The organism is Moraxella sp. CTOTU49097, assembly GCF_032064105.1.
In the GTDB taxonomy this organism is placed as follows: Bacteria; Pseudomonadota; Gammaproteobacteria; order Pseudomonadales; family Moraxellaceae; genus Faucicola; species Faucicola osloensis_B.
This window is the reverse complement of sequence record NZ_DAMBOA010000002.1, coordinates 104,154-127,789: the sequence shown is the minus strand read 5'-3', so window position 1 is coordinate 127,789 and position 23,636 is coordinate 104,154. Positions and strand designations below refer to the sequence as shown.

Annotated in this window: 18 protein-coding genes; 15 read left to right on the top strand and 3 right to left on the bottom strand. The window is 44.6% G+C overall.

From position 1 onward, the window contains the following. Positions 1 to 7: 7 nt before the first annotated feature. Complete coding sequence (ampD, locus tag RT064_RS02165) at positions 8 to 613, bottom strand: 1,6-anhydro-N-acetylmuramyl-L-alanine amidase AmpD (protein ID WP_409519516.1); 606 nt, start codon at positions 611 to 613, stop codon at positions 8 to 10. Positions 614 to 794: 181 nt separating this feature from the next. Here ampD and RT064_RS02160 point away from each other — a divergent pair, with 181 nt between their 5' ends. From RT064_RS02160 to gshB, 8 genes are all read left to right on the top strand, one after another. Beyond that, positions 795 to 3,917: a DUF2339 domain-containing protein gene (locus RT064_RS02160; protein ID WP_313060908.1), complete on the top strand. Its 3,123-nt coding sequence runs from the start codon at positions 795 to 797 to the stop codon at positions 3,915 to 3,917. Positions 3,918 to 4,496: 579 nt separating this feature from the next. Continuing rightward, positions 4,497 to 6,167: a DUF3999 family protein gene (locus RT064_RS02155; RefSeq protein ID WP_313060905.1), complete on the top strand. Its 1,671-nt coding sequence runs from the start codon at positions 4,497 to 4,499 to the stop codon at positions 6,165 to 6,167. A 62-nt stretch (positions 6,168 to 6,229) separates the two neighbouring features. Further along, the gene (gene nadC, locus RT064_RS02150; RefSeq protein WP_219333805.1) at positions 6,230 to 7,123 is read left to right on the top strand and encodes a carboxylating nicotinate-nucleotide diphosphorylase; all 894 of its coding nucleotides are present in this window, start codon (positions 6,230 to 6,232) and stop codon (positions 7,121 to 7,123) included. Between the two features lie 81 nt (positions 7,124 to 7,204). Then, positions 7,205 to 8,116 (top strand): NAD-dependent epimerase/dehydratase family protein, encoded by a 912-nt coding sequence (locus RT064_RS02145; protein ID WP_313060900.1) that lies wholly within the window; start codon positions 7,205 to 7,207, stop codon positions 8,114 to 8,116. Positions 8,117 to 8,186: 70 nt separating this feature from the next. Next, positions 8,187 to 9,119 carry a hypothetical protein gene (locus RT064_RS02140; protein WP_313060897.1) on the top strand — a complete coding sequence of 311 codons (933 nt, stop codon included), beginning with the start codon at positions 8,187 to 8,189 and terminating at the stop codon, positions 9,117 to 9,119. 36 nt (positions 9,120 to 9,155) lie between these two features. Beyond that, positions 9,156 to 9,878: an orotate phosphoribosyltransferase gene (pyrE, locus tag RT064_RS02135; RefSeq protein WP_313060893.1), complete on the top strand. Its 723-nt coding sequence runs from the start codon at positions 9,156 to 9,158 to the stop codon at positions 9,876 to 9,878. A gap of 127 nt (positions 9,879 to 10,005) precedes the next feature. After that, positions 10,006 to 10,587 (top strand): hypothetical protein, encoded by a 582-nt coding sequence (locus RT064_RS02130; protein WP_313060885.1) that lies wholly within the window; start codon positions 10,006 to 10,008, stop codon positions 10,585 to 10,587. Between the two features lie 54 nt (positions 10,588 to 10,641). Next, entirely contained in the window at positions 10,642 to 11,616 is a 975-nt protein-coding gene (gshB, locus tag RT064_RS02125; protein ID WP_313060882.1) for a glutathione synthase, read from the top strand. A 73-nt stretch (positions 11,617 to 11,689) separates the two neighbouring features. Here gshB and RT064_RS02120 read toward each other — a convergent pair whose 3' ends face one another. After that, positions 11,690 to 13,663 (bottom strand): PhoX family protein, encoded by a 1,974-nt coding sequence (locus RT064_RS02120; RefSeq protein ID WP_313060878.1) that lies wholly within the window; start codon positions 13,661 to 13,663, stop codon positions 11,690 to 11,692. 361 nt (positions 13,664 to 14,024) lie between these two features. On the opposite strand from RT064_RS02120, the gene murG reads away from it, so the two are divergent. From murG to lpxC, 7 genes are all read left to right on the top strand, one after another. Further along, positions 14,025 to 15,143 carry an undecaprenyldiphospho-muramoylpentapeptide beta-N-acetylglucosaminyltransferase gene (murG, locus tag RT064_RS02115; protein WP_065253591.1) on the top strand — a complete coding sequence of 373 codons (1,119 nt, stop codon included), beginning with the start codon at positions 14,025 to 14,027 and terminating at the stop codon, positions 15,141 to 15,143. Positions 15,144 to 15,291: 148 nt separating this feature from the next. Next, positions 15,292 to 16,701, top strand: coding sequence for a UDP-N-acetylmuramate--L-alanine ligase (murC, locus tag RT064_RS02110; RefSeq protein ID WP_313061176.1), 1,410 nt, complete (start codon positions 15,292 to 15,294; stop codon positions 16,699 to 16,701). Positions 16,702 to 16,936: 235 nt separating this feature from the next. Continuing rightward, positions 16,937 to 17,860, top strand: a complete 924-nt coding sequence (locus RT064_RS02105; protein ID WP_076774849.1) for a D-alanine--D-alanine ligase — start codon at positions 16,937 to 16,939, stop codon at positions 17,858 to 17,860. Between the two features lie 197 nt (positions 17,861 to 18,057). Continuing rightward, positions 18,058 to 18,933 (top strand): cell division protein FtsQ/DivIB, encoded by an 876-nt coding sequence (locus RT064_RS02100; protein ID WP_313060874.1) that lies wholly within the window; start codon positions 18,058 to 18,060, stop codon positions 18,931 to 18,933. Positions 18,934 to 18,958: 25 nt separating this feature from the next. Further along, on the top strand, positions 18,959 to 20,239 hold the full coding sequence (ftsA, locus tag RT064_RS02095) for a cell division protein FtsA (RefSeq protein WP_313060871.1): 1,281 nt from the start codon (positions 18,959 to 18,961) through the stop codon (positions 20,237 to 20,239). Positions 20,240 to 20,388: 149 nt separating this feature from the next. Then, a complete protein-coding gene (ftsZ, locus tag RT064_RS02090; RefSeq protein WP_313060868.1) occupies positions 20,389 to 21,609 on the top strand; it encodes a cell division protein FtsZ in 1,221 nt (406 codons plus the stop codon). Positions 21,610 to 21,804: 195 nt separating this feature from the next. Beyond that, entirely contained in the window at positions 21,805 to 22,683 is an 879-nt protein-coding gene (gene lpxC, locus RT064_RS02085; protein ID WP_313061173.1) for a UDP-3-O-acyl-N-acetylglucosamine deacetylase, read from the top strand. A gap of 338 nt (positions 22,684 to 23,021) precedes the next feature. Here the strand turns inward: lpxC and RT064_RS02080 are convergent, their stop codons facing one another. Continuing rightward, positions 23,022 to 23,510: a DciA family protein gene (locus RT064_RS02080; protein WP_099807562.1), complete on the bottom strand. Its 489-nt coding sequence runs from the start codon at positions 23,508 to 23,510 to the stop codon at positions 23,022 to 23,024. Positions 23,511 to 23,636: the final 126 nt, after the last annotated feature.

Below are 23,636 nucleotides of genomic sequence, written 5' to 3'. Positions count from 1 at the left end.
AAGTCACCTAATGGCTGATTTCACTTTTATTGACAATGCTTCTATTGACCATGCTTCTTAATTTAAGCCAATCAAAATACAGGCCAGGGTCGGACTTGCGGCCGCGCGCGATATCGCTGTGACCGGCTAGATGATTGATGGTTTTGGGATAAGCTTGATAAATCGCGGCAATCACGCCACTTAACGCTTGGTATTGCCTGTCATCAAACTCGCTATAATCATCACCTTCTAGCTCAATCCCAATCGAATAGTCATTGCAGTTTGGCACGCCCAAATAACTAGATTTGCCAGCATGCCAAGCACGCTCATCAAAGCTCACAAACTGCGTGACGCTGCCATCACGCTCAATAAACAAATGCGCGGAGACCTGCTGCTGATAGATGGTTGCAAAATACGGATGGGCTTTGGGGTCTAACTGATTTTGAAAAAATGCACGAACAAAATGCTCGCCTTGGTCATTTTTTACACCAAATTCACTGGGCGGCAAGCTGATATTATGAATCACAATCAGATGAATATCATTGGGGTCGGGGCGTTGTCCAAAATTGGGTGACGCCACAAACTCGCATGGGCTTAACAAACCCTGCTCAATGCTAAATCCCGACATAACCATACCCCGCCCAATCATCAAAATGGTGTTTCAAATAGTTAGTAACACGCTACTCAATCATGTGGCTAATTTAGCATAAAATGGGGCTTATCTTCACCTTAACCGAAAGACACAGTTAAAAAAAAGCAATTTTGCAAAAAAATGGTATGCTATCGCTAAGCTGATAACAAGGGTAGGGCATCTGATGGATACGATTATAGCGGCGTTGATAGTGGTAGTCGTGGGGGCGCTTTATAAAATTTTTGCCCAACAAAAAGCAATTACCCGGCTTGAATCCAAGCTCGACAACCTGCAAAAACAACTCGCTGACGTCATGGCAACCGTGTATATCTTAAGCAGCGAGGCAAAGCCATCATCTACCCAGCAATCGGCAAGCGATATTCGCCAAAAACAGCCTGTCACTGAACCTGTTACTGATCCTATCACTCAGCCCATTAGTCAAGCCCCTGTCCCAGCACCCCTTCCAATAGTTGCCTCTTTGCCAATGGCGAATACGCTTGACGCTTCGGTTAGTTCAAATCCGCCAACGGCAATGCAGCCGTCAGTGAATGACGCAGCCCCACCGCATAAACCCACTTTGTCACAGCCATCATCTCATTCTTTAAAAGATGATGAAAGCGCTACCAATATTGTGACCTCGCTTTGGGCAAGTGCCACCCAATGGTTCTTTGGGGAAAACTTGGTGGTGCGTGTCGGGGCACTGGTGTTGCTAGTGGGCGTGGTGCTATTACTCAAACTTGCCAGCCAATATATTGAGGTATCGATGCCCGTGCGCATGGCGCTGGTAGCGTTGGGTGGCTTGGTGATAACGGTAGTCGGCTATCGCACTACTGCCAAAAAACGCAGTTACGGGTTGACTTTGCAAGGTGTCGGCTTTGCGGTGATTTATTTGACGGTGTTTGCGAGTTTTAAATTGTATGGGCTATTACCATCAACTTTAACCTTTGCCGTGCTTGCATTACTGGCAGGGTTAACCGTGATGTTTTCGGTGTGGCAAAATGCGCTGCCGCTTGCGGTCTTGGCGTTCGGTGGGGCATTTTTTGCGCCGATACTGGTCAGCCGACCTGACGGTAGTGTGGTGATGTTATTTAGTTATTATTTATTACTCAATATAGCGGTTGCGGTGATTGCCCATTATCGCACTTGGAAATTGCTCAATGCGCTAAGCCTAGCAGTGACCTTTGGGCTTGCGTATGTGTGGGGATTTCGTACATTTAGTGGAAATAGCGCAGGTGCAGGCTGGCTGTCATTACGCTGGCAACTGCTGGGATTATTGGTTGGGCACATGGCGCTGTATTTGTTTATTGCAGTTAGATACTCGCAGCAGGTCGTGAGTTATAACCAAACGCTGCTGCAAATGAACAGGGGGGTAGCCAAACGCCCGATTCTATCGATAGATTCAGGATTGTTGTTTGGCACCGCGTTACTAGGGTTTGGGCTGATGGCAAGCTTGCTCAATGACTTGCCTTATCATCTGGCCTTTGCTAGCAGTGCGTTATCGGCTATTTATTTGAGTCTAGGATTGTGGCTGCTCAAACATCATCGTCGTAGCATCGCAGACGACCCACAAGCCAACAACCAGTTTGATAACAGCTTTGAGCTGCTCATTGAAGCCAGCCTTGCGCTCGGCTGTGGGTTTTTGGCTTTGGTGATACCACTGGCGCTATCAGCCAAATGGATTAGTATCGGTTGGGCAGTGCAGGGTGCTGCATTGGTGTGGCTCGGTGCGCGTACCCAAAGACGCTGGACGGTATATTTTGGGTTGGCATTGCAAGCCTTTAGTATCGTGTTATTGGTGGGCTTTGATACAATCATGCGGCATTGGTATGGGTTACTGGATCAATTATCTATTCCGCACCAAATGTCTATAATGGCGGCTTCATCCACCTTGCCATTGACCGTATTGGCTGCGTGTGTGCTGCTGTCTGCTTTTATTTTGCGCCACGGTAGGGGCAATATCGCGGCAGCCACACCCCAAGCTAAAGCTCAGCCTCAACCTCAACCTGCGGCAGTCAAAACGACGCATAAACGGGTTCAAAAAATTACTGATAATGCCAGTCACAGCCTTGTTGCGACCGCGCTTGTGGTTGTCGGGTTTGTGCTGTATCTGTCAGCGATTTTATCCGCTGATCCCTTTTGGATCAACGGTGGCAAAACCACCACTATCAAAATCGCCGTAGGTATGGCGGTATTTTTAATTGTGGGACAGCTGATTCATCAGCGTTTTGTTTGGCGCAGTATGCGTAAGGTGAGTCGCTTGATTTTACCGTTTGCGATGCTGAGCTGGGTGCTAGTCTGTCTCACCCATGTTAAGGTCGAGACGGTTGTAGACCTAAACGATTATCACATCAAAGCATTTAGCGGGTTGGGGCGTTATTTGCTCGCCATGCTCGGCTGTTTAGCCATCGCAAAATTACTAGGCGCGTGGCTGCTTAGTCGCTGGCATCGCGACCGACTCGATACAAGCGTTGACGCGCTCGTTTGGTTCTTGACACTGATTGCCATGCTAACTTGGATGCTGCAACAAGTGCCATTTAACTATTGGCAACATGCCCAAGAGCTTCGAGCCATTATCACTATTTTACCGACCGTGCTGGCTGTGCTTGGTCTGATGAGTTGGTTGTTGCTGCCAAAACTTCAGGCGCTTGGTGGTCGTTTGCTTGGTTGGTTAGCGGTTGATACGCTGCTTAAAAACAGCGCTTATATTTTGGTGCCGATGACCTTCATTTGGAGTTTATCTGCCAATTTCTCGTTAGACGGTCAGCTATTGGGCGTTTATCTGCCGCTGCTCAATCCGCTGGATTTGACCTTAATTAGCATTTTACTGTACCAGTCTTATGTGGCACTCAAAGTTGATACCAACTATCGTACTATCGTTTTGGTGGTTTGCGGTCTAGGGGCATTTGTGACGGTCAGCAGTATGTTGGTGCGTGGGTTTGCCAGCGTTTGGGGCACGCCGACGTGGGAACATGGTGCTTGGTCAGTCAGTATGGTACAGACGGGGCTGACTATCTTATGGACCGTGATTGCAATGGTATTGATGTTCTTGGCAAACAAAAAAGCCATTCGCTTGGTATGGTTTGCCGGTATCGCATTATTGACCATTGTGGTTGCCAAGTTGGTATTGATAGATATGTCGAATACCAGTGCAGTACTGCGTGTGGTGTCTTTTATCGGGGCAGGCTTGTTGATGCTAGTCATTGGTTATCTTGCACCCTTACCCCCCAAAGTAGGTAAACCCAAATCAGGCAAACCAAAGTCAGATAAACTTCAGCCAGACAAACCCAATGCAGCCAAAAAAAGCTAAGTAACCCCCTGCTAAAGCTCGTGAATAACATGGGTTATTTTTCGTATTTACAGCAGGCGTACTTGAGTAAAGGCACAAAGGGATAAAGGCACAAAAGGATAAAGGCTCGTGCTCAAATTGTTTTTAAATTGTAACATTTGGCTAGAATTTGCCCAAAATATCAGTTCTCTTGTTAATGGTTTGTAGCACGGTATAGAAGTTTTGAGTGGGTATTGTTAATATCCTTATAGGGCAAAGTTTTATGGCAACCAAATTATAAATCTAATTACTATCAATAAGTTAGAATGCTATTTATTATTTTCTAACATAAAAATTTAAGGTTGATACTGTCTAATGATGCTAACCATGCGATGCTAGGATTTCCAAATTTTTTAGATTAGTTATGACTGACGGCTTTATGTCGATAACGCAAACACACGCTACGCTGCTTTTTGATTTGGTCTAGTTGGTCTAGTTATTCTGGGTTTTTGTCAATGTCCATCGCAATCGGTTAGCTTGTAAAGTCATATCAATTATATAGTAGCTATTATATAGGGGCTATGAATTCTATAGTAACTATAAATTAATAATGAAGTAAAAATGAAAAAAAATAAACACTGTCACGTGAGATTAGCCAAACACCGCGCCTGTATTTTATCGGCAACTTTAGTTTCGCCGCTATTGTTAGTAGCTATCATTTACACGCAAGCAGATGCCCAAAACCCCACGCAAACGGCATCCGTCACTGTTGCCTCGCAAAAAACCACCACGACCACGGTAGTGCCTGCCATCGTTGACAATTCAGAGCAAGCGCATGACATTGATAGTATCAGCTATGGCTTTGATGCATTGCAAAATAGCTTTGCAATCGACATTGATTTACCGGGAGAGAGTCAAGCGGACAACCCTAACAGCGCCCAACTGGTAAAATTTTCATCGTTAACGCCCAGTTTGTTGGCTTTAATCATGCAGCAAAATGGGGCAACTATTAGCGATAAACAAAATTACCGCTTGATTGATGCCAAAGGTCATATTATGCCGATGGCGATTCGTCCTGTCAGCAAACAATCATCCGTCAATCAAGTATTGCAAGTAGTGAGCGTGGAGACGGATAACCCCAATGCGGTGGAAAAATTACGCCATGCGTTGACCGTACAGCTTGATAACCCAGACAACCAACAATCGATTAACATTGACCTTAGCAATTTACCTTCAAACCCAGTCGCCGCCGTTACCAATAGTCCAGTCAGAACTTGGTGGTTAACCAATCCCAACTTTGCCAAAACCGAACCTGCTTTATCAACCGAGCAAGCGGTCAATCTTTGGCTAAAATTTTTACCTGTAAATGCAGCCCAGCCCAGCAAGCGCCCACTGCAACTGCAAATTTATGGCAGTGATGACTTGCAAAGCTGGCAGATGGTCAGCCAAACCGTGGTCAGCCCCTTTAGCCCTAGCCAGGCTACCCAACCTAGCCAATCTAGCCAAATGGTAGCAGCGCAAGCTGACGGCAGCAATCAGCCGATAGCGACAGGCCATGCGATTGCCATCGAGCCGCAGCAAGCCAATTATCGGTATTGGCAAGTGGTGGCAAATCAGCCTATCAATCTTGAGGCAGCCAGCTTAAATCGCAGGGTGAGTGAGCCAATTTTCTTCTTGACCCGCGCCAGTTTTTCAAAAACCAAAGAGGACGCCAACCAATGGCGGCTTAGCCTTGCTCAGCCCATGTTGACCACAGGGGTGAGTTTTTTTGTCCCCGAAAATCAGCTGTGGCAAGTGAGCATCAACGTACCTGAACAAGAAGCCAATCAATTGGCTAAAATCAATAAAACCGCCAATGTAAGTAATGATAAAACCTTAGCCACTACCCAAATTGATAAAAACCACACAGTGGTCAGTTGGCAACCGACATTGACCAAGTCGCTGCATTTGGACGGTCAAATGCAGCAAGATGATTTGCCGGTCAATCTGTTAACGCCCATGTATGAGATGTATTTTTTGGCGCAAGGCACAGCGCCTTATCGACTGGTAATCAACGAGCCGCGCGTATTACAACAACCCAATATCACTCTATCTAACCAACAACTTACCCGCCTTGGCAATACCGTTGAAGGACAAATGCAAAATATCGAGGCATTGAACAATCCCAATGCATCGTTTGAGCGCTACAAAACATGGGCACTATGGGGCGTACTCGCCGCGATTGTAGCCGCTTTGGCGTTGATTGCTCTGCGTTTATATCAACAAACTACTACCCAAGCCCCCAAAGAATAAGCGATAATACAATCAAACATACCTCATCGAAAATGCCCCATCGACAATAAGGGATTATTTGCATGTCTGCTGCTAGCCAAACCATTAGTGATACCTCGGCCACCACGCCCCAAATCAGCTCACTACTACGTATTGAAATCGCCAAACAAGTCGCACTTGCGCTGCAAGAAGACATCGCCACTGGGGATATTAACGCGCAGTTAATACCCGAAACACAGTGCGATACGGCAACCATTATTTGTCGTGAACCGATGGTAGTTGCGGGTAAGGCATGGGTGGATGAAGTATTTCGCCAGCTTGACCCTAACATGCAGCTTGATTGGGCAGTCAAAGACGGTGACGCTGTGGCAGCCAATCAAGTTTTGGTGACGCTCATCGGTAACACCCGGGCGCTACTGACGGGTGAACGTACCGCGCTCAATTTTTTACAGACTTTATCATCCACTGCCACTGTGGTTGCCAACCATGTGGCGGTCATCGCAGAACTACCGACCAAATTGTTAGATACGCGTAAAACCCTCCCAATGCTGCGCCATGCGCAAAAATACGCCATGCTGTGCGGCGGCGGCAATAATCATCGTATCGGGCTATACGATGCCTTTTTGATAAAAGAAAACCACATCATGGCGTGTGGCGGTATCGCCCAAGCAGTCAGTCAGGCGCGTCAGATTGCCAATAAGCCAGTGGAAGTTGAAGTAGAAAATTTTGATGAGTTGCATCAAGCCATCGCTGCCAATGCTGATATCGTGATGCTCGATAATTTTACCATTGAAGATACCCAAAAAGCGGTCGAGCTGGTTGCTAGTCTTGGTAAGCCTTGCCAGCTTGAAGCTTCAGGTGATATTAGCCTTACCCATCTACGCCAAGTGGCAGAAACAGGGGTGGATTTTATCTCGATGGGTGCATTGACGAAGCATATCAAAGCCATTGATTTGTCGATGCGTTTTCAACAATAACTCGGTTAAAAATACATCCATTAAACATATAGCGATTAAAAATAGTCAGTTTTTTTAATGCCATTCGCGATAGGTCATAGCATGATGCAAACCATTTTAATGATTGGACTGGGCAAAATTGGTTTACCTGTTGCTAAGCAATTAGCGGCGCAGGGGCATTGCGTGATTGGTGTCAGCCGCTCCACGCCGACAGATTTAGCTTTCTGTAACCCCATGACAGCCAAGCTGCCACCCGATAATGACAATCTATATCAGGAAAATCTACATTTTGTTACCAGTGATGCGCGCGCGTTAATCATTGCGCAGCTAAGTCAATGGTCAAGCCAAATTAGCCAAATCTGCATTATTGTCAGTCCAGATACCTTGTCGCTACAAGGTTACCGTGACAGTTATTATGCGATTGCCGAGCATGTGGTGCGATTGGGTGACCATCTGCCAAACCTCAAACGTGTGGTATTTATTTCTTCGACAGGCGTTTACGGACAAAACGCGGGCGAAGTCATTGATATTAATACCCCTGTGTTCGCACCAGCAAGCGCCACTTCTCAAGTGATTTTGCAAACTGAGCAGTTGTTGCAGCAGCACTTTGAAGATAAGAGCGTCATCATTCGTCCAAGTGGGATTTATGGGCAGTCACGGCTGCGTCTACTGACCATGGCAACACAGTTAGCAGCACAGTCGACAAATATAGCTAGCAATTATCCGAGTAACACATGGACCAATCGTATTATGGATATAGATTTGGTGAGTATCATTGTCAAGGTCATCAATGCAGGTGAAACCGTGCCAGTTTACTTGGCGACAGATAACGCGCCAGTCCCGCTCTATACTGTGCTAAACTATTTGGCGACTGCACAGGGCTTGAACTTATCGCTGCCCTGTATGGAGCCAACAACGGGCAAACGCATTATCAATAACTTGCCAGCTAGTTGGCTCAACTACCCAGATTGGCAGTCAGGCTATCAGCATATTTTGTCGAGTTTAAGCGATTAGTGATGGGTGGTGGGGTTCAACAAAAATTTTTCATCATTTACCTATCAGTGATTTTATAGCCGTGTATGCCATGACTTATTCCAACACCGAGCGCCAAGCCGCAAAAAACCAAGTGGCTAAAGACAAACACCAGCTACGCCATCCCAATGTGATGACTGAGGCAGAAAGATTGGCTCTGCCCGATCCTTGTCGCCCGATTGATAAGCGCGTCATACCCGCGCGTCATACCATTGACATTTATATGCAAAAACCGCTTTCATTGCCCGTGGCAGATACCAACAACCTCACCGCTAGTGTAAAAGACGTTGCCAAGCTCTACACAATGAGGGATAACACAACAAAAATCGCTAAAAAAAATCCGCAAAGTCATCAACCTGAGATGTTAGAGCAGTTACTATCTGAGCAAACCATTGAGATGCGGCACTTTATCCAGCAGCAACAACAGCAGGCCAATAACAGCCAAAGCAAACACCCGTCACTGCATTTACCGCTATCTTTGTTGCCAAGGCTCGTCAATGACAGCAGTGTTTCACTGATGAAAGCGGTGATGGGTCAATACCGGCATTTAGCAAGTATGAATACGCTTACAACATCCTTACCAAAGCAGACATTGCAAAATTCCTATGAACAGCAAGCTAACGATGCCCCCAGCGCACAGTCTGACGCCACCTATAACCAAGCGCTACTCAATATCGAAACCAAACTGTATCTGATGGGACAAATGTACCATATTATGCTTTGTGTGTTTTTGCTATGCCAATGCAAATCGCGCAAATCACTTAACCCCCAAATCACCTTGCAAGACTTGGCTGATGCTATCAATCAATACATCGAGGCGCATCGCACCCAATTGCATTTTTTGACCCGGCATAACGATTTATATATCGAGCCGACGCATGTTGCACTCGCTGCGCTTGCCATGGATTGGCAAGTGGGTAAGCAAACAGCCATCAGCAAACGTACTGTCACCATTAGCTCGCAAAACCCCATAACAGGCGGCTAATAGTATTTTTTAACTTGTTCTTTTTTGGAGTCGCGTATGTCGCAATTATCTCAAGCCCAATCAGCTCAAACCCAATCAGCTCAAACCCAAACCGCTCACGCACCGCAGTTTATTCCTCAGCATTTTATTGAAGTGGCACTCAAAAACAACGTATTAAAATTTGGCGAATTTACCCTAAAATCAGGTCGTATAAGCCCGTATTTTTTTAATGCAGGTTTGTTATCAACAGGTGAGCTATTGTCGGTGTTGGCAAATGGGTATGCTGATGCGCTTGCCAAGCAGCTACAATCTACCGAAAGTAGCGATTTGGTGATTTTTGGAGCAGCATATAAGGGTATTCCGTTTGTGGCGGCGACTGCGCAAGCACTGTGGAACAATCACCAAATCAATGCCGATTGGGGCTACAACCGCAAAGAAGCCAAAGACCACGGGGAAGGCGGTATGCTGGTTGGCGCCGATCTCAAAGGCAAATCGGTTTGGGTGATTGATGATGTGATGACCGCGGGTACAGCGATGCGCGAAGTCGTGGCACTCCTAGAAAAATCAGAGGCTAAAGTCGCGGGGATTATCGTTGCGCTGGATCGTAAAGAAAAAGGTCAAAGCGAACAATCTGCCATTCAAGAATTGGCGCAGAGCCTCAATGTACCGGTACTTGCCTTGGTCACGATGGATGACATTACCGAGTATGTCGCCAAAAATGGCACGCAGGAGGAACTTGCCAAAATGCAAGCCTACCGCGAGCAATACGGCGTTCAATAAGCGGTTGCCATCATCCTGAGTGATAATTGTTTAACAAGATAGTTTTTTACATCATGTTATATAAACATCATCACCCAACCCCGCTAACGATAGATTGTTTTTAAATTAACCATTGAAGAGGACGGCTATGTTGACAAAAGCCTTGCCCACCACACTAACAACGGCGCATCTTTTGCGTGTCGGCACTGCACTTACCTTATCGGCAATATTATTTGCGCTTGCAGGTTGTAGTAGTATCAATGAACTGATGGCGGAGGGTAGCAAACCGCCTGCAATTGTCAATGTGGCAACTGACCAACAGCCGTTTTATGATGCTTTAAATAGCCTTATCTTGCCGCCAAAATCACCGCAAGCTGCGCCACAAGGCATTGCCGATGGTCCTTATAATGGCGTGATGCCAGAAGGCGAGCAATTTACCACCTTTGTCAAAAACGGTTATTTTGATGAATTTTTGGTGGTGTACTACCCAAACTTTGTGACCCAGCTTCGCACCGACTTGGTTAACGGTTTATATGATGGTTGGGTGACGTATCGATTGTCCGATAGCCGCATCAAACAAAAAGTATTGTTCCGCCAAGGTGCAGTACAAGAAGCGATTGTTTACAGCCAAGCGGGTAATCCTGAATACCATTTTTGGTTTACCAATGAACAACCGACCAGCGGTATGCGCTATGATAACAATGGTAATGCGGTCGAATCGATGTTCTAATAGCAAAACAAACAATTGATAAAAATTGAACAAGCATACTAACAAGGATACTAAATGAAACCACTGAATTTTCTGATCGTCATGGACGATATCCACACCATCAACTACAAAAAAGACACCACGCTTGCGATGCTATGGGCGATGGCAGATCGTGGTCACACGGCGCATTATTGCCAAATTCACGATTTGTGGCTCGATAATGGCGTATTGCAAATTGATAGCCAGTCGCTCAAAACGTTTAAAGACCCTGCGCATTTTTATGAGCTGGGTGAAAAAACCACGCAGCCTGCTACGGCGTTTGACGTCATCTTGATGCGTAAAGACCCACCGTTTGACATGCAGTTTTTGTATAGCCTGTACTTGCTAGAATACGCTCAGCGAGCAGGTGTGTTGGTGGTCAACAACCCAGAAAGCGTACGTGACTGTAACGAAAAATTGTTTGCGACGCAATTTCCTGAGCTGATGACACCGACGATTGTGACCAATAAACAAGCCCATATCCGTGATTTTATCAAAACCCACCAAGATGTCATCGTCAAACCGCTTGATGGCATGGGGGGAATGGGTATTTTTCGTCTGACTGCCGATAGCCCTAATATTGGCTCAACCCTTGAGATGCTAACCCAGCTTGAAAGCTTGCCTGTGATGGCGCAAAAATACTTGCCTGAAATCAAGGACGGCGATAAACGCATTTTAATTGTCGGTGGTAAACCTTTAGATTATTGCTTGGCGCGTATTCCAAGCCAAGGCGAAACGCGCGGCAATCTAGCTGCCGGTGGTCGTGGGGTCGCCATGCCACTGTCAGCGCAAGAACGCCAAGTTGCTGAGCAAGTGGCGCCTGTGCTACTGCAAAAAGGCTTGTACTTTGTCGGACTCGATGTGATTGGTGGCAAAGTGACAGAGATTAACGTGACTAGCCCCACCTGCGTGCGTGAGATTGACGACCAATGTGGCACGCATATCGCAGAGGATTTTATTGCGTTTATTGAATCGCATATTGAAACGCATATTGAAACGCAAATTCGCTAGCTGTCATTGCCAAGCGCTAATATAAAAAACCCAGTCAATGACTGGGTTTTTTATATTAGCGCTTGGCAGGGTATTAAGCTTTAAACGCCAAATAACCCACCGCAGCACTGTAGCCATCTTTGAAGTTTTGGTTAATGAGCGGGCGAACTGCTGTCTCAACGGCGGGGACAAATGTCATGTCACCTGGGTGTTGGAAGTTTGACATGATATAAGTATAGCCATTGACTTCATCGACCGCGTGTAGACCCGTTGACTCAGCGCCCGCTGGTGTTGACAAGATACGCGCTAATTTTTTGGTATCAACATTGTATGCCCAAAGATAGTTGTTAACATGGTAGCCAGAGTCTTCACCGATAAATAAGGTACGCATTTTTTCAGAGAATTTTAGGTTATCGGGGCAAGAGATTTTGTCAATGTTAGACGTATTACCGAGCGCATCTTTGGTAATGTCTTCCCCTGCTAAGCCTTCAGGTACATACATACGGGTAGAGACCCACTCAGAGTTAATTGCTTTACCATTGTTATCAACCTGACCGCCTTTAAGCTCATGGGCATACACCGCGCCTGATTTTAGCTGAGCCACTTTGACATCGTACTCGTCTGTGGTCATGGATTTTTCAATGCGCGACATGGCAGAGTAGGCGATTTTATCTTTGATATTAACCGTGGTGCCTTCCATTTTGGTAAAGGCCATTGACGCACCTTGCAGCGCCGCATAGCGGTGGGTCTCTAAAAATGCCGCCGCTTGGGTGAGTTTGTCTGCCGGTAATTTGCTATTTGGCGCAAGTTTTACCCAGTTATAAGTTCCGTCATAGCCGATTTTTTTGTAAGAGGTATCATTGGGGTCAGTGTATTTAACATCCATGATATCGGTTGGTACTACCATATTGGCTAGGGCTTCGATTTCAGCACTGGTCGCATGTCCCAGATGCATCCATTTGATGCTAAAATCGCTGGCAGCCGCAGGGCCGCCTTTTGCTGACGTTTGGCTGATTTTGGCAACATAGAGATTACCTGCAGACAGGTCAGATGCTTTATCGGCAACAAACATGAATAAACCACTGTTAGTGAAGTCATCGCCCATCAACGCAGTACGTTGGTCAGGCATCACTTGAATCAGTTCGTGAGAGATACGACCTAGATTGAAATGTTTTTTCGCGATACCAGACCCATCCGCATTGACTACGATTTCTGGTAAATGACCATAATGGTATGGGTTTGCTTTGGTTTCATCACCGTATAAGTTTTTACTAAATGCTTTAAATTGGGCGCTGTTTTTAGCCATGAAAGCGTCTGGTTCATACTCTTCTGATGACAAATGCGTATTCCATGGTGAAAGTGATGCACCACAAGTAATCCATAACCCATACACTTTTGACATATCCACGTTGTGGTATTTGACGACTTTGAGTTCGCCTGTTTGTGGGTTTTGGTCAAGTGTTACTACCGCAATGGGTGAAGGTAGTGTACCGTAAGTATTGCTGCCGGCTTGGTCTTTACTTGTATATTCAAATTGCACCACCGCAAATACGGTATTACCTGTTACACCTGCAACACGTGCGCCTTTAACTGTCAATAATGAAGAACCATCGGGACAATCAGAGAAAAACTGGCGAGTAGAGGCTAGCACTGAGCTATCCATGATGGGCTTGTTATAGATATCAAAATAGCCGCCTGCAATGATGTCATTACCCTTTAAGTCTTTTAATTTATCGCCTGTTTTAAAAAACGGTTGATACTGTAGCTTATATTCAGTCGTGGTATTGTCATCAAAGGTTGCTTTTAGCTTTGAATCGACATACACCGTTGCCATATTGGCGGGATTTGATAAATTTGGTGCAGCCATACCGACAAATTCAGTGGATTTGATGGTTTTTTGTGTATTATTGAGTATGCCTGCTGTGCTATTAGTATTACTATCACTCCCACAACCTGTTAATAGGGTGGCAACAGAGCCTGTGGCAAGTGGCAGCGCAGGCACCCCTGCCAAAAAACGAATGACATTACGGCGGCTAATGGTTTGGTGTAATTGATTAACTTCAGTCATGAGTGAATTCCTTGCTGATAGCAGTTAGCAGTTGGCTACGAAATAAATTTTATTGAAATAATGCAGAAACAATTATGCTGAGTATGGTAAAGGGGATATGTGACAGAGGCTTGACTGATTCATGACAGAACGGTTACAGCCAAACATCAAGTATGAAATATAAGCTATGAATTATAAATGGATATGATGACTGCAAAATCTTGATGCTACTTAGCAATTCAAGTGATTTACTTTATTATTGGGTGAAATAATGCTATGATTTTGCCATTTTTATGGTGATTGTTTTGCCCGATAAACGGTCAGTCATACGGGGTTTTCGAATCCCCACCTCACCTAGATTGGATTGGTCAAGGATAATAAGATGAGTGAGCCAACGATGCAAAAACCGCGCGTGCTGATGATGGCAGCAGGCACGGGTGGGCATGTGTTTCCAGCGATTGCAGTGGCTCAAGCGTTACAACAATCAGGTGCCCAAGTGCATTGGCTCGGCACCCTAGTCGGTATGGAAAATGAGTTGCTACAACATTACGACTTTACCTACCATGCCATTAATATGCAGGGGTTACGCGGTAACGGTATCAAACGCTTATTTAAAGCCCCGTCAACCTTACTCAAAGCAACATTAGCGGCTATCAAAATCATCAAAACCAATAAAATCGACATCGTGGTAGGGTTTGGTGGTTATGTGACCGCACCTGGCGGATTGGCCGCCAAATTTTGTAAAATACCAATTCTCATTCATGAACAAAATGCCATCGCAGGCATGAGTAATAACTATCTATCTAAGCTTGCTAATCAAGTGTTAGAAGCCTTCCCAAATACCTTTACCGAACTACCTTCTAATAAAGTAATGACAGTTGGCAACCCCGTACGTGAAGCTATCGTACAAGTACCGCCACCAGAAGCCCGTATCGATGTCAATGATACCAGTCCTTTAAAGCTATTGGTCATTGGCGGTTCTCTGGGTGCTCAGGCACTAAATAATCATATCGCGCCCACGCTAAAAAAATTAGAAAGTATGCCAGACGCCAAGCCGTGGCAAGTGCGGCATCAATGTGGTAAAAACAACCAAGAGGCTACTCAAGCGGTATATAGCGAAGCACAGCTCCAATCAACCCAATATGAGATTTTGCCATTTGTCAAAGATATGGCAGAAGCATACAGCTGGGCAGATGTGATTGTCTGCCGTGCTGGGGCGCTCACGGTCACAGAAGTTGCTACGGTTGGATTGCCTGCGGTGTTTGTGCCGCTGCCCCATGCAGTCGATGATCACCAAACGGCCAATGCCAAAACCCTATCAGAACATGGCGCCGCGTTTTTAATGCCGCAAAAAGAATTAACGGCAGAGAGTTTAAGTGCTATTTTAGCCAAGCTCGACCGTCATCAAATCTTAGCGATGGCAGAAAAAGCACGTGAATTTGCCAAACCCAATGCCACACAGCTGGCTGCCGATGCCATTTTATCCCAATTAAAACCCTAATTATTTTTTACAACTTATAAGTCATTTATCATTGAGCCTGTCTATGTCAAAATCAGCCAAAACTGCCACTGCCCAATCTACTGAAAAACCTGAAAAAACCAAAACTGTCACCAAAAAAATTGCCAAGCGCGTGGTCGAAATTCCAGAGATGCGTCGTATTCGCCACGTGCATTTTGTCGGTATTGGTGGGGCAGGGATGTGCGGTATTGCCGAAGTTGTCCATAATCATGGCTATATGGTTAGCGGTTCAGACATCAAAAAAAGCCCAGTGACTGACCGTTTGACCCAAATGGGCATTCAAGTGTTTATCGGGCATGATTCCAAAAACATCAGTGAAGCCGATGTGGTCGTGGTGTCATCAGCCATTGATCATACCAACCCAGAAATCCAAGCCGCCTTGTCAGGACGTATTCCTGTGGTACGCCGCGCCGATATGCTAGGTGAGCTGATGCGTTACCGTCATGGTATTGCAGTAGCGGGTGCGCATGGCAAGACTACCACCACTAGCCTGCTTACCATGATTTTAACCGAAGCAGGATTAGATCCTACTTACGTGATTGGTGGCAAACTTAACGCGTCAGGCAAAAATGCGTCATTAGGTCAAAGCCGTTATTTGGTGGCGGAAGCGGATGAGTCTGATGCGTCATTTTTATCGCTGCGTCCGATGGCAGCGATTGTCACCAATATCGACCAAGACCATATGGAAACGTATGGCGGCAGTTTTGACAAACTAAAAGCCGCGTATGTGCAGTTTTTACAAAATATGCCGTTTTATGGGTTGTCAGTATTGTGCGGTGATGACAAAGAGTTGTACGGACTGATTGATAAAATCGCGCGCCCTGTGTTGACTTATGGGCTGGAAAAACATAACGATGTGCAAGCCATTGATGTGGTGGCGGACGGCACTAAAACCCATTTTACCGTACTGCGTAAAGACCGTGAGCCACTGCCGATTACTTTGAACATTCCCGGTATTCATAATGTCTATAACGCGTTAGCGGCTATCACCATCTCCACCGATGAAGGTGTCAGTGATGAAGCCATTTGCCAAGCGGTCAAAAAATTTGCCGGCGTGGGCAGACGTTTTGAAAACAATGGTAACTACCCTGTCAAAGATGGCGCAGGCGATGTGCTATTGATTGACGACTATGGTCACCACCCAACCGAAGTGGCAATGACCATCAAAGCGGCTCGCCAAAGCTATCCCGATCGCCGCTTGGTGATGATTTTCCAGCCTCACCGTTTTACCCGTACCCGTGATTGCTTCGATGATTTTGTGGACGTATTGTCACAAGTCGATGTGTTGATGCTACTCGATGTGTATAGCGCAGGTGAAGCGGTGATTGAAGGCGCGGACAGTCGCAGTCTTGCCCGTACCATTCGCACCCGCGGACAAGTTGAGCCGATTATGCTAAACATCAATGACATGGATCAAATCCGTCAGGTGCTAGGTAGTATGTTAAAAGGCAATGATTTGCTGATTACCCAAGGGGCGGGTAACGTGGGTCAACTTTGTCTGGATTTGGCAAAAAACAATTTATTTCTCGCGGAAAAATAACCGTTTGATTGAACAACCGCTTGATTGAAAACCACGCGGTAAACGGTTATGAAACTTAAGGTATTGAAAAGCTGATGTAGCTTGCCCATGCTGCCAGCAGGCGATTATTTTATGAGTGAAAAAAATTACTAAGACATACCCAAACCATAGCTAAGTCATAACCAAGCGATAGTTTAAAAATTTGTGTGAAATAATTATAGCAATAAATTCGGTTAACAAAAGATTAGGAATCAATATGTCAGAGCTTATCGATGTCAAACAATTTGGTAAAGTGGCGGTTGTCTGTGGCGGCTGGAGTGCCGAGCGTGAAGTGTCGCTGACCAGTGGTCAAGCTGTGCTTGATGCGCTACTCGCTAAAGGCGTGGACGCCCATCACTTTGACCCCAAAGAAACAGATATCTCAAAACTGCGCGACTATGACCGCGTATTTAATGTGCTGCATGGCACTTTTGGCGAAGATGGTAGCCTGCAAGGGGTGCTAGACGGTTTTAATATTCCGTATACCGGTTGTGGCGTGTTAGCCTCTGCGATTGCCATGGATAAGTTTCGCAACCGCCTAGTTTGGCAAGCGTTAGATTTACCAAACGTACCTTATGTCGTGCTTGACGACAATACCGATTTTACCGCTATCGAACAGCAGCTAGGTTTACCACTGTTTGTCAAACCCGCCGCTGAAGGCAGTAGTGTCGGCGTCTTTAAAATTAAAGAAGTGGGCGAGCTTGCCAAGACTTACCCACAGCTCAAACAATACCACGGCGCTATTTTGGCAGAAAAAGCCATCACAGGCGGTGAGTATGCTTGCTCAATCCTCGGTGATGAGGTGTTGCCCAGTATTCGCATCATCCCAACGACCGAGTTTTATGACTACGAAGCCAAATACAATCGTGATGATACCGTCTACCAATGCCCATCAGATTTGAGCGAGGCGCAAGAACAAACCATGCAACAAATCGCCAGAAAAGCGTTTGCCGCCATTGGGGGTAAAGGTTGGTCGCGTGTGGATTTTTTACGAGATGACGAAGGCACGCTATATCTACTTGAACTCAATACGGTGCCAGGTATGACCAGTCATAGTCTGGTGCCGATGGCAGCAAAAGCGCGTGGCATGGATTTTGCGACGCTATGCGTGCGTATCTTAGAACAAACGTTGAGCAATTAAGTCGTTTTCGTTTATATTTGTTTACAAAAAAAGTACTTGAATTGTCTAGAAGCGTATTATCTATTTACCATTCATTTCATTGAATTTGCTATGATATGCTTCTTGGCATAAATCCTTGTAATATTTTTAGTTATTGTGATTTTTGTTGTTGAGATTTTAGTAATTAATAATTTTAGACCGAGTTATGATTGGTCAATATGGCAAATTCATTTGTGGCAACTGCTTCTCTAGATAATACGCTCCCTAATCGCTTTCATCAGCTGCTGCCAAAGTTGTTAATGCTTGGCGTTGTGTTATTGTTGCTGATATTAGCGGCTTTGGCGATTAATGTGTTCAACAAATTACCCAATGCAGCAATTAGTTTGCAGCATAAGGGGTTAAATACCCAGCAAACCCTGCAGCTTCAGCAATTATTGGGCGAAAAAGCCGACACAAATCTGCTCAAAGCTGATTTGCAAAGCTATCTAGCAAAACTTGAGACGGTAGATTGGGTAGGGCAAGCCGATGTGCGCCGTGATTGGCAACAAGGTATTGTGGTCAATGTAGTACCGCGCCAAGCCGTTGCCAAGTTTGGTAGTGAACGTTTAGTCGATGCCAATGGTACGGTATTTAAACCTGCCGATAGCAATGACTTAAATAACGCCAGCTTGATGCAGCTACAAGGCGATAGCCAAAATGCCGTTGTCATGATGCAGCAAATCAAGCAAGTCAGTGATTGGTTTATGCCACTGGGTATGAAAATTGAAGAAGTTATCGTAACGCCTAGAATGGCATGGTTATTTCGCTTTGATAACGGACTTCGGGTACTGGTTGATAATGACAATACGTCAGAAAAACTGTATCGACTGAGCATCATGTTACAAAATCAGCTTAAACCACAGCTTAAAACGCTGCAAACGGTGGATTTACGCTATAAAAATGGCATGGCAATTACCAAACGACCTGTGATACAGCAAGCGAGTGATACAACTGCTGTCAATAAATCGGCTGATACTAAACTCGTGACCGATGCCAACTCAACAACCGATTCGAAAACCAAAGCCTTAAAAACCACCGCCAACCCCAGCCATTAGGTGAAACATAATTTTGTAGTGTTCTATGAAAAAGCCAGATCTGATCGTCGTCGTCCACCTAAGTGCTACTGCTATTCATACTGTGATTGGTCAAATCCACAGTGCGCAAGATATTCGTATTATCGGTTTATCTACCGTCAAAAACCATGATTTCGCGCAAGGTACCATTCGCCACCGCGAACGTCTAAAATCTGCTATTAAACAATCTATTCAAAACGCTGAAGACATGGCAAATTGCCGCGTAAACAGTGTTTGGCTTAGCTTCTCTACCCCAGATTTGCAAAGCGTCAATAGCGTGGGCGAAGTCAAAATCAAACACGATATCGTACAAGCCAAAGACGTGGTTGCCGCGCTAACCCAAGCCAAAAACAAGCATCTCCAAGATGATTTGTATTTGATGCATTATGCCCAGCAAGGTATTGCCTTAGATGGCAACGCTGAAATGATTGATGATGCGATTGGAATGCAAGCGAGTGACTTGATGGTGCTCTATCATCTGATGATGATGCCGGTCAAAGGTCGCCAAAATTTACAGCAACTGCTGCAAGAATGTGATGTCAGTATCGACCAAATGCTATTTGATGCCGTATCTACCGCCGAATATGGTTTATTACCCGAAGAAAAATACCATGGCGTATGTTTGATTGATATTGGGGCATCGACGACCAGTATCTGCGTCTACCGTGAAGATAAGCTGATTTATACCCATTGCTTTGCCGAAGGCGGACATCACGCGACACTGGATATCTCTATGCTGCTAGATGTCACCATTGCTGAAGCAGAGAATATGAAAAAATCCCAAGCCAATGTCGATCGTCATGGGATTGACTCAAGCCAATTTTTTACCATCAAGCGTTCACAGCATGACGATGAAAAAACCATTAATATGCTTGAGCTCCTTGAAGTCACGGAAGCCCGCTATATCAGTATTTTAGGTCATATTAAAAAAGAGCTGGATAATGAAGGGCTAAGTGAGTTTTTACAACAAGGCTATGTGATCACGGGCGGTGGTGCTGAAATGCGTGGATTATTGCCATTAGCCAAAAAAATCTTTGCCAATAAAGTAAACAAGGTCAATCAACACTCAGCGATTTCTGCCTATACCCAATATGGTGATGATGACAAGCTTCGCACCATTGCGGCGATGATTGGTGAGCGTAAATACCAAACCGCGTTTGGCACACTGTTATATAGTCAAAGTGAGGCGTTTCATCATAGCGAGAAAAGCTCACCTGACTCGTTGCAAGTTAAGCCCATGCGAGAAAAACTCAAAACTGTGAATAAATTTTTTGGTAAATTTTTCTAAAAAAGAGATATTTAGTATTTTAAGAGTGCTCATGTTATGATTAACTCTAAAATCCACTAATTGTGTAATGATTTAATTGATATTTAATTTAATATGTTTGCTATTTATGTTGCTCAAACCTACTTGACAGCATACGGAGATTTTCAATTATGGAAGCGAAGTTTAGTATTGTACAAGATCACACTGATACATTTGCCGATTCAGCCCGTTTAACCGTCATCGGTGTCGGTGGCGGCGGTGGCAATGCCGTTGAAACCATGGTACAAAATGGTGTAAAAGGCATTACCTTCGTCTGTGCCAATACCGATAGACAAGCGCTTGACCGCCTGTCAGCACCCAATAAAATCCAGCTCGGTATCAAAAATAACAACCGCGGCTTGGGGGCAGGTGCCAACCCAGAAGTAGGGCGTGAAGCAGCTGAGAGTGATGAAGAACAAATTCGCCAATTGTTAGAAAATTCTGACATGGTATTTATTACCGCGGGTATGGGCGGTGGTACAGGTACAGGCGCTGCGCCAGTCATCGCCAGACTTGCCAAAGAGCTGGGCGTCTTGACCGTTGCCGTAGTGACCATGCCATTTACCTTTGAAGGTGGCAGACGCAATAAAGTGGCTAGAGAAGGTATTGAGCAGCTTTCTAACTTTGTCGACTCCATCATCACTATCCCTAATGATAAATTGATGACAGTGTATGGCAAAATCTCTATGAAAGATGCCTTCAAAAAAGCCGATGAAGTGTTACTTCAAGCGGTGCAAGGTATCTCTAATATGATTTCAAAAGATGGTTTTATTAATATCGACTTTAACGATATTCGCACGGCAATGACCTCACGGGGTCATGCGATGATGGGTATCGGTAAAGGCAGTGGGGAAGACCGCGCTGAGATCGCTGCTGAAAAAGCCATCAAAAGCCCATTGCTTGACAACTTATTACTTAAAAATGCCAAAGGTCTATTGGTCAACGTGGTGGCTAGCTCAGATTTCAATTTTGAAGAGCAAGAACGCATCACCCAAAAAGTGCATAGCTTGGTGGATATTGACGAAGCCAACATCTTCTACGGCGTGGTATTTGATGAAGACATGGGCGATGAAATCCAAGTAACCGTGGTGGCAACCGGTCTTACACTAGATAATACCCCAAAGCACCCAGCGAGAGATTTTGTCTCAGATGCCTCTAGCACTCATAAAGTGGAAGCAGGCACGCATGAACCTGCGTATGCGGCACGCCGTGATATACCACAGTCCATTCCTGCACCTCAGCCACCTGTACAGCAAACTATCGAGCCTGCGCCAGCGCAACCGCAATCCTCGCAGCCACAACGTACAGGCAACAGTATTCAAGACTATCTACGTCGCCAGCAAAACCGCTAAAATACCGTATGAATTTTCAAAAGCCTCACACCTTAATCGGTGTGGGGTTTTTTTATCACTGTAGTCAATCATAAAGGTCGATAAAATCAATCAAGCATCACTATGATGTAGGAAGGGACAATGGTAGAATAGCCAAATGTAACAAATTATATCAACCTAGCTTTGGCTAAGGATGAATGCAATCTACTAGGGGGCATTATGCAGCAGCGTACTATTCAACAACCCATCAATCTTGAAGGCATCGGCTTACATAGTGGTAACCCTGTACACCTGCGCTTTTCTCCTGCACCCGTTGACTATGGGATTCAATTTTTACGTAGCGATGTGGCACAGGCAAAGCCCATTCCCGCTATCTATCATGCGGTAACCGATACCATAATGTCCTCAAATCTCACCAATGAATTAGGTCAGCGCATTGGGACAGTCGAGCATTTGATGAGTGTAATCGCTGCGCTTCAAATTGATAATTTACAAATCGAAGTTTCCGCCCCTGAAATTCCAATTATGGATGGTAGTGCCATCGAATTTGTGAAGGTATTGCAACAAGCGGGTATTGCCGAGCAAACGTCTGCCAAACGCTATATTCAGGTGTTGCAACCAATTGAGGTTCGCGTGGAGGATAAAATCGCAGGATTTCGTCCCTACAATGGATTTGTATTAGATTTCCAAATTGACTTTAATCACCCTGCTTTTAATGCCTCACATCAAAAGTTTAAATTGGATTTTAATGAAGGCAATTTTATCGAGCATATTGCCAAAGCGCGCACATTCGGCTTTTTAAAAGATATTGAATACCTAAAAAGCAATAACTTAGGACTGGGTGGTAGTATGCAGAACGCCATTGTTTTAGATGATAGCGGTGTACTTAATCCTGAAGGGTTACGTTTTGACGATGAATTTGTACGCCATAAAGTACTAGATGCGATTGGTGACTTATACCTTGCCGGGCACCAAATTTTGGGCGAGTTTTATGCTTATAAGTCAGGACATGCGCTCAATAATAAATTATTACAGGCTTTATTTAGTGATGAAAATAATTATAAAGTTGTAACAAAGCATGACAATGTTAACTAGATTTATTTAACTTTATTAATTTTATTGTGTATTTTTACTAATTAAAAAACTTCACCTATTGTTTGATTAGTAACATTTTTTCATCAACAAGTTATCATTTTATTACACTAATTAAACCCAACCATTCAATTTTATCATTTAATTTTTGGATATCTTTTTTTAGCCATTGGCTACTATAAGCGCCCTAAAAATAAAAAAAAAGATATCTCTATCTCTCCTATTAATTGTAAATTTTTTTCTAGTTTTTTACTTTCACTTGCACAAGCCATCAATGCATTGATAAATCTTGCAATATCAGCAACATAATTTACATAAAGTTACATTGTAACTTGGTTATTTTAGTCTTTTATCAGTTTTTGTAACGCCGCTCTAAGTGGCTCGTTGTCCGTGACAAGGTCACATAGCTGTGTTATATTTCGCTTCGTAGATTCGCTTAGCTCACACTTCTTTACATTGCTAACATTGTGATTACACTGTAAATTTGGCATTTGCGAGTCATAACTAGCTTTGACAATCACCACGCGAAAACGTAACTGATTAAATTGATGAAAATTGTTATCGAACGCTTGCAGTGTGGAAAGTAGGTGCTGCTGGTTGTAATTGAGGTGATTGGCAAGGGTATGACTATTTGTACTAACCACAAGTCTAAACGATTCACAAGCAATCACTTGTAAGCTTGCTAAGACTTCTTGAGGCAACACGTTTTGCCAAGCGCTGCGAACATCGTCCGTCAACTGCTGTAACTGCTGCAGCTTTTTTTGAAACGGTAATTGATAATTGGCAAGACGCTCAGTGCGAGAAGCAAGATGGTTGGTTGGTTTTTTCATAGTCAATGAGCAGTGTGGTGGTTAGTTAAGCGACAAAAATTTTAATTTAGTCTTAGTATTGGGTCTTAGTGTTAGTGTAGGTGATTTTAAGACCAAATTATAGTGAATTAAATCTTGCCAATGCGC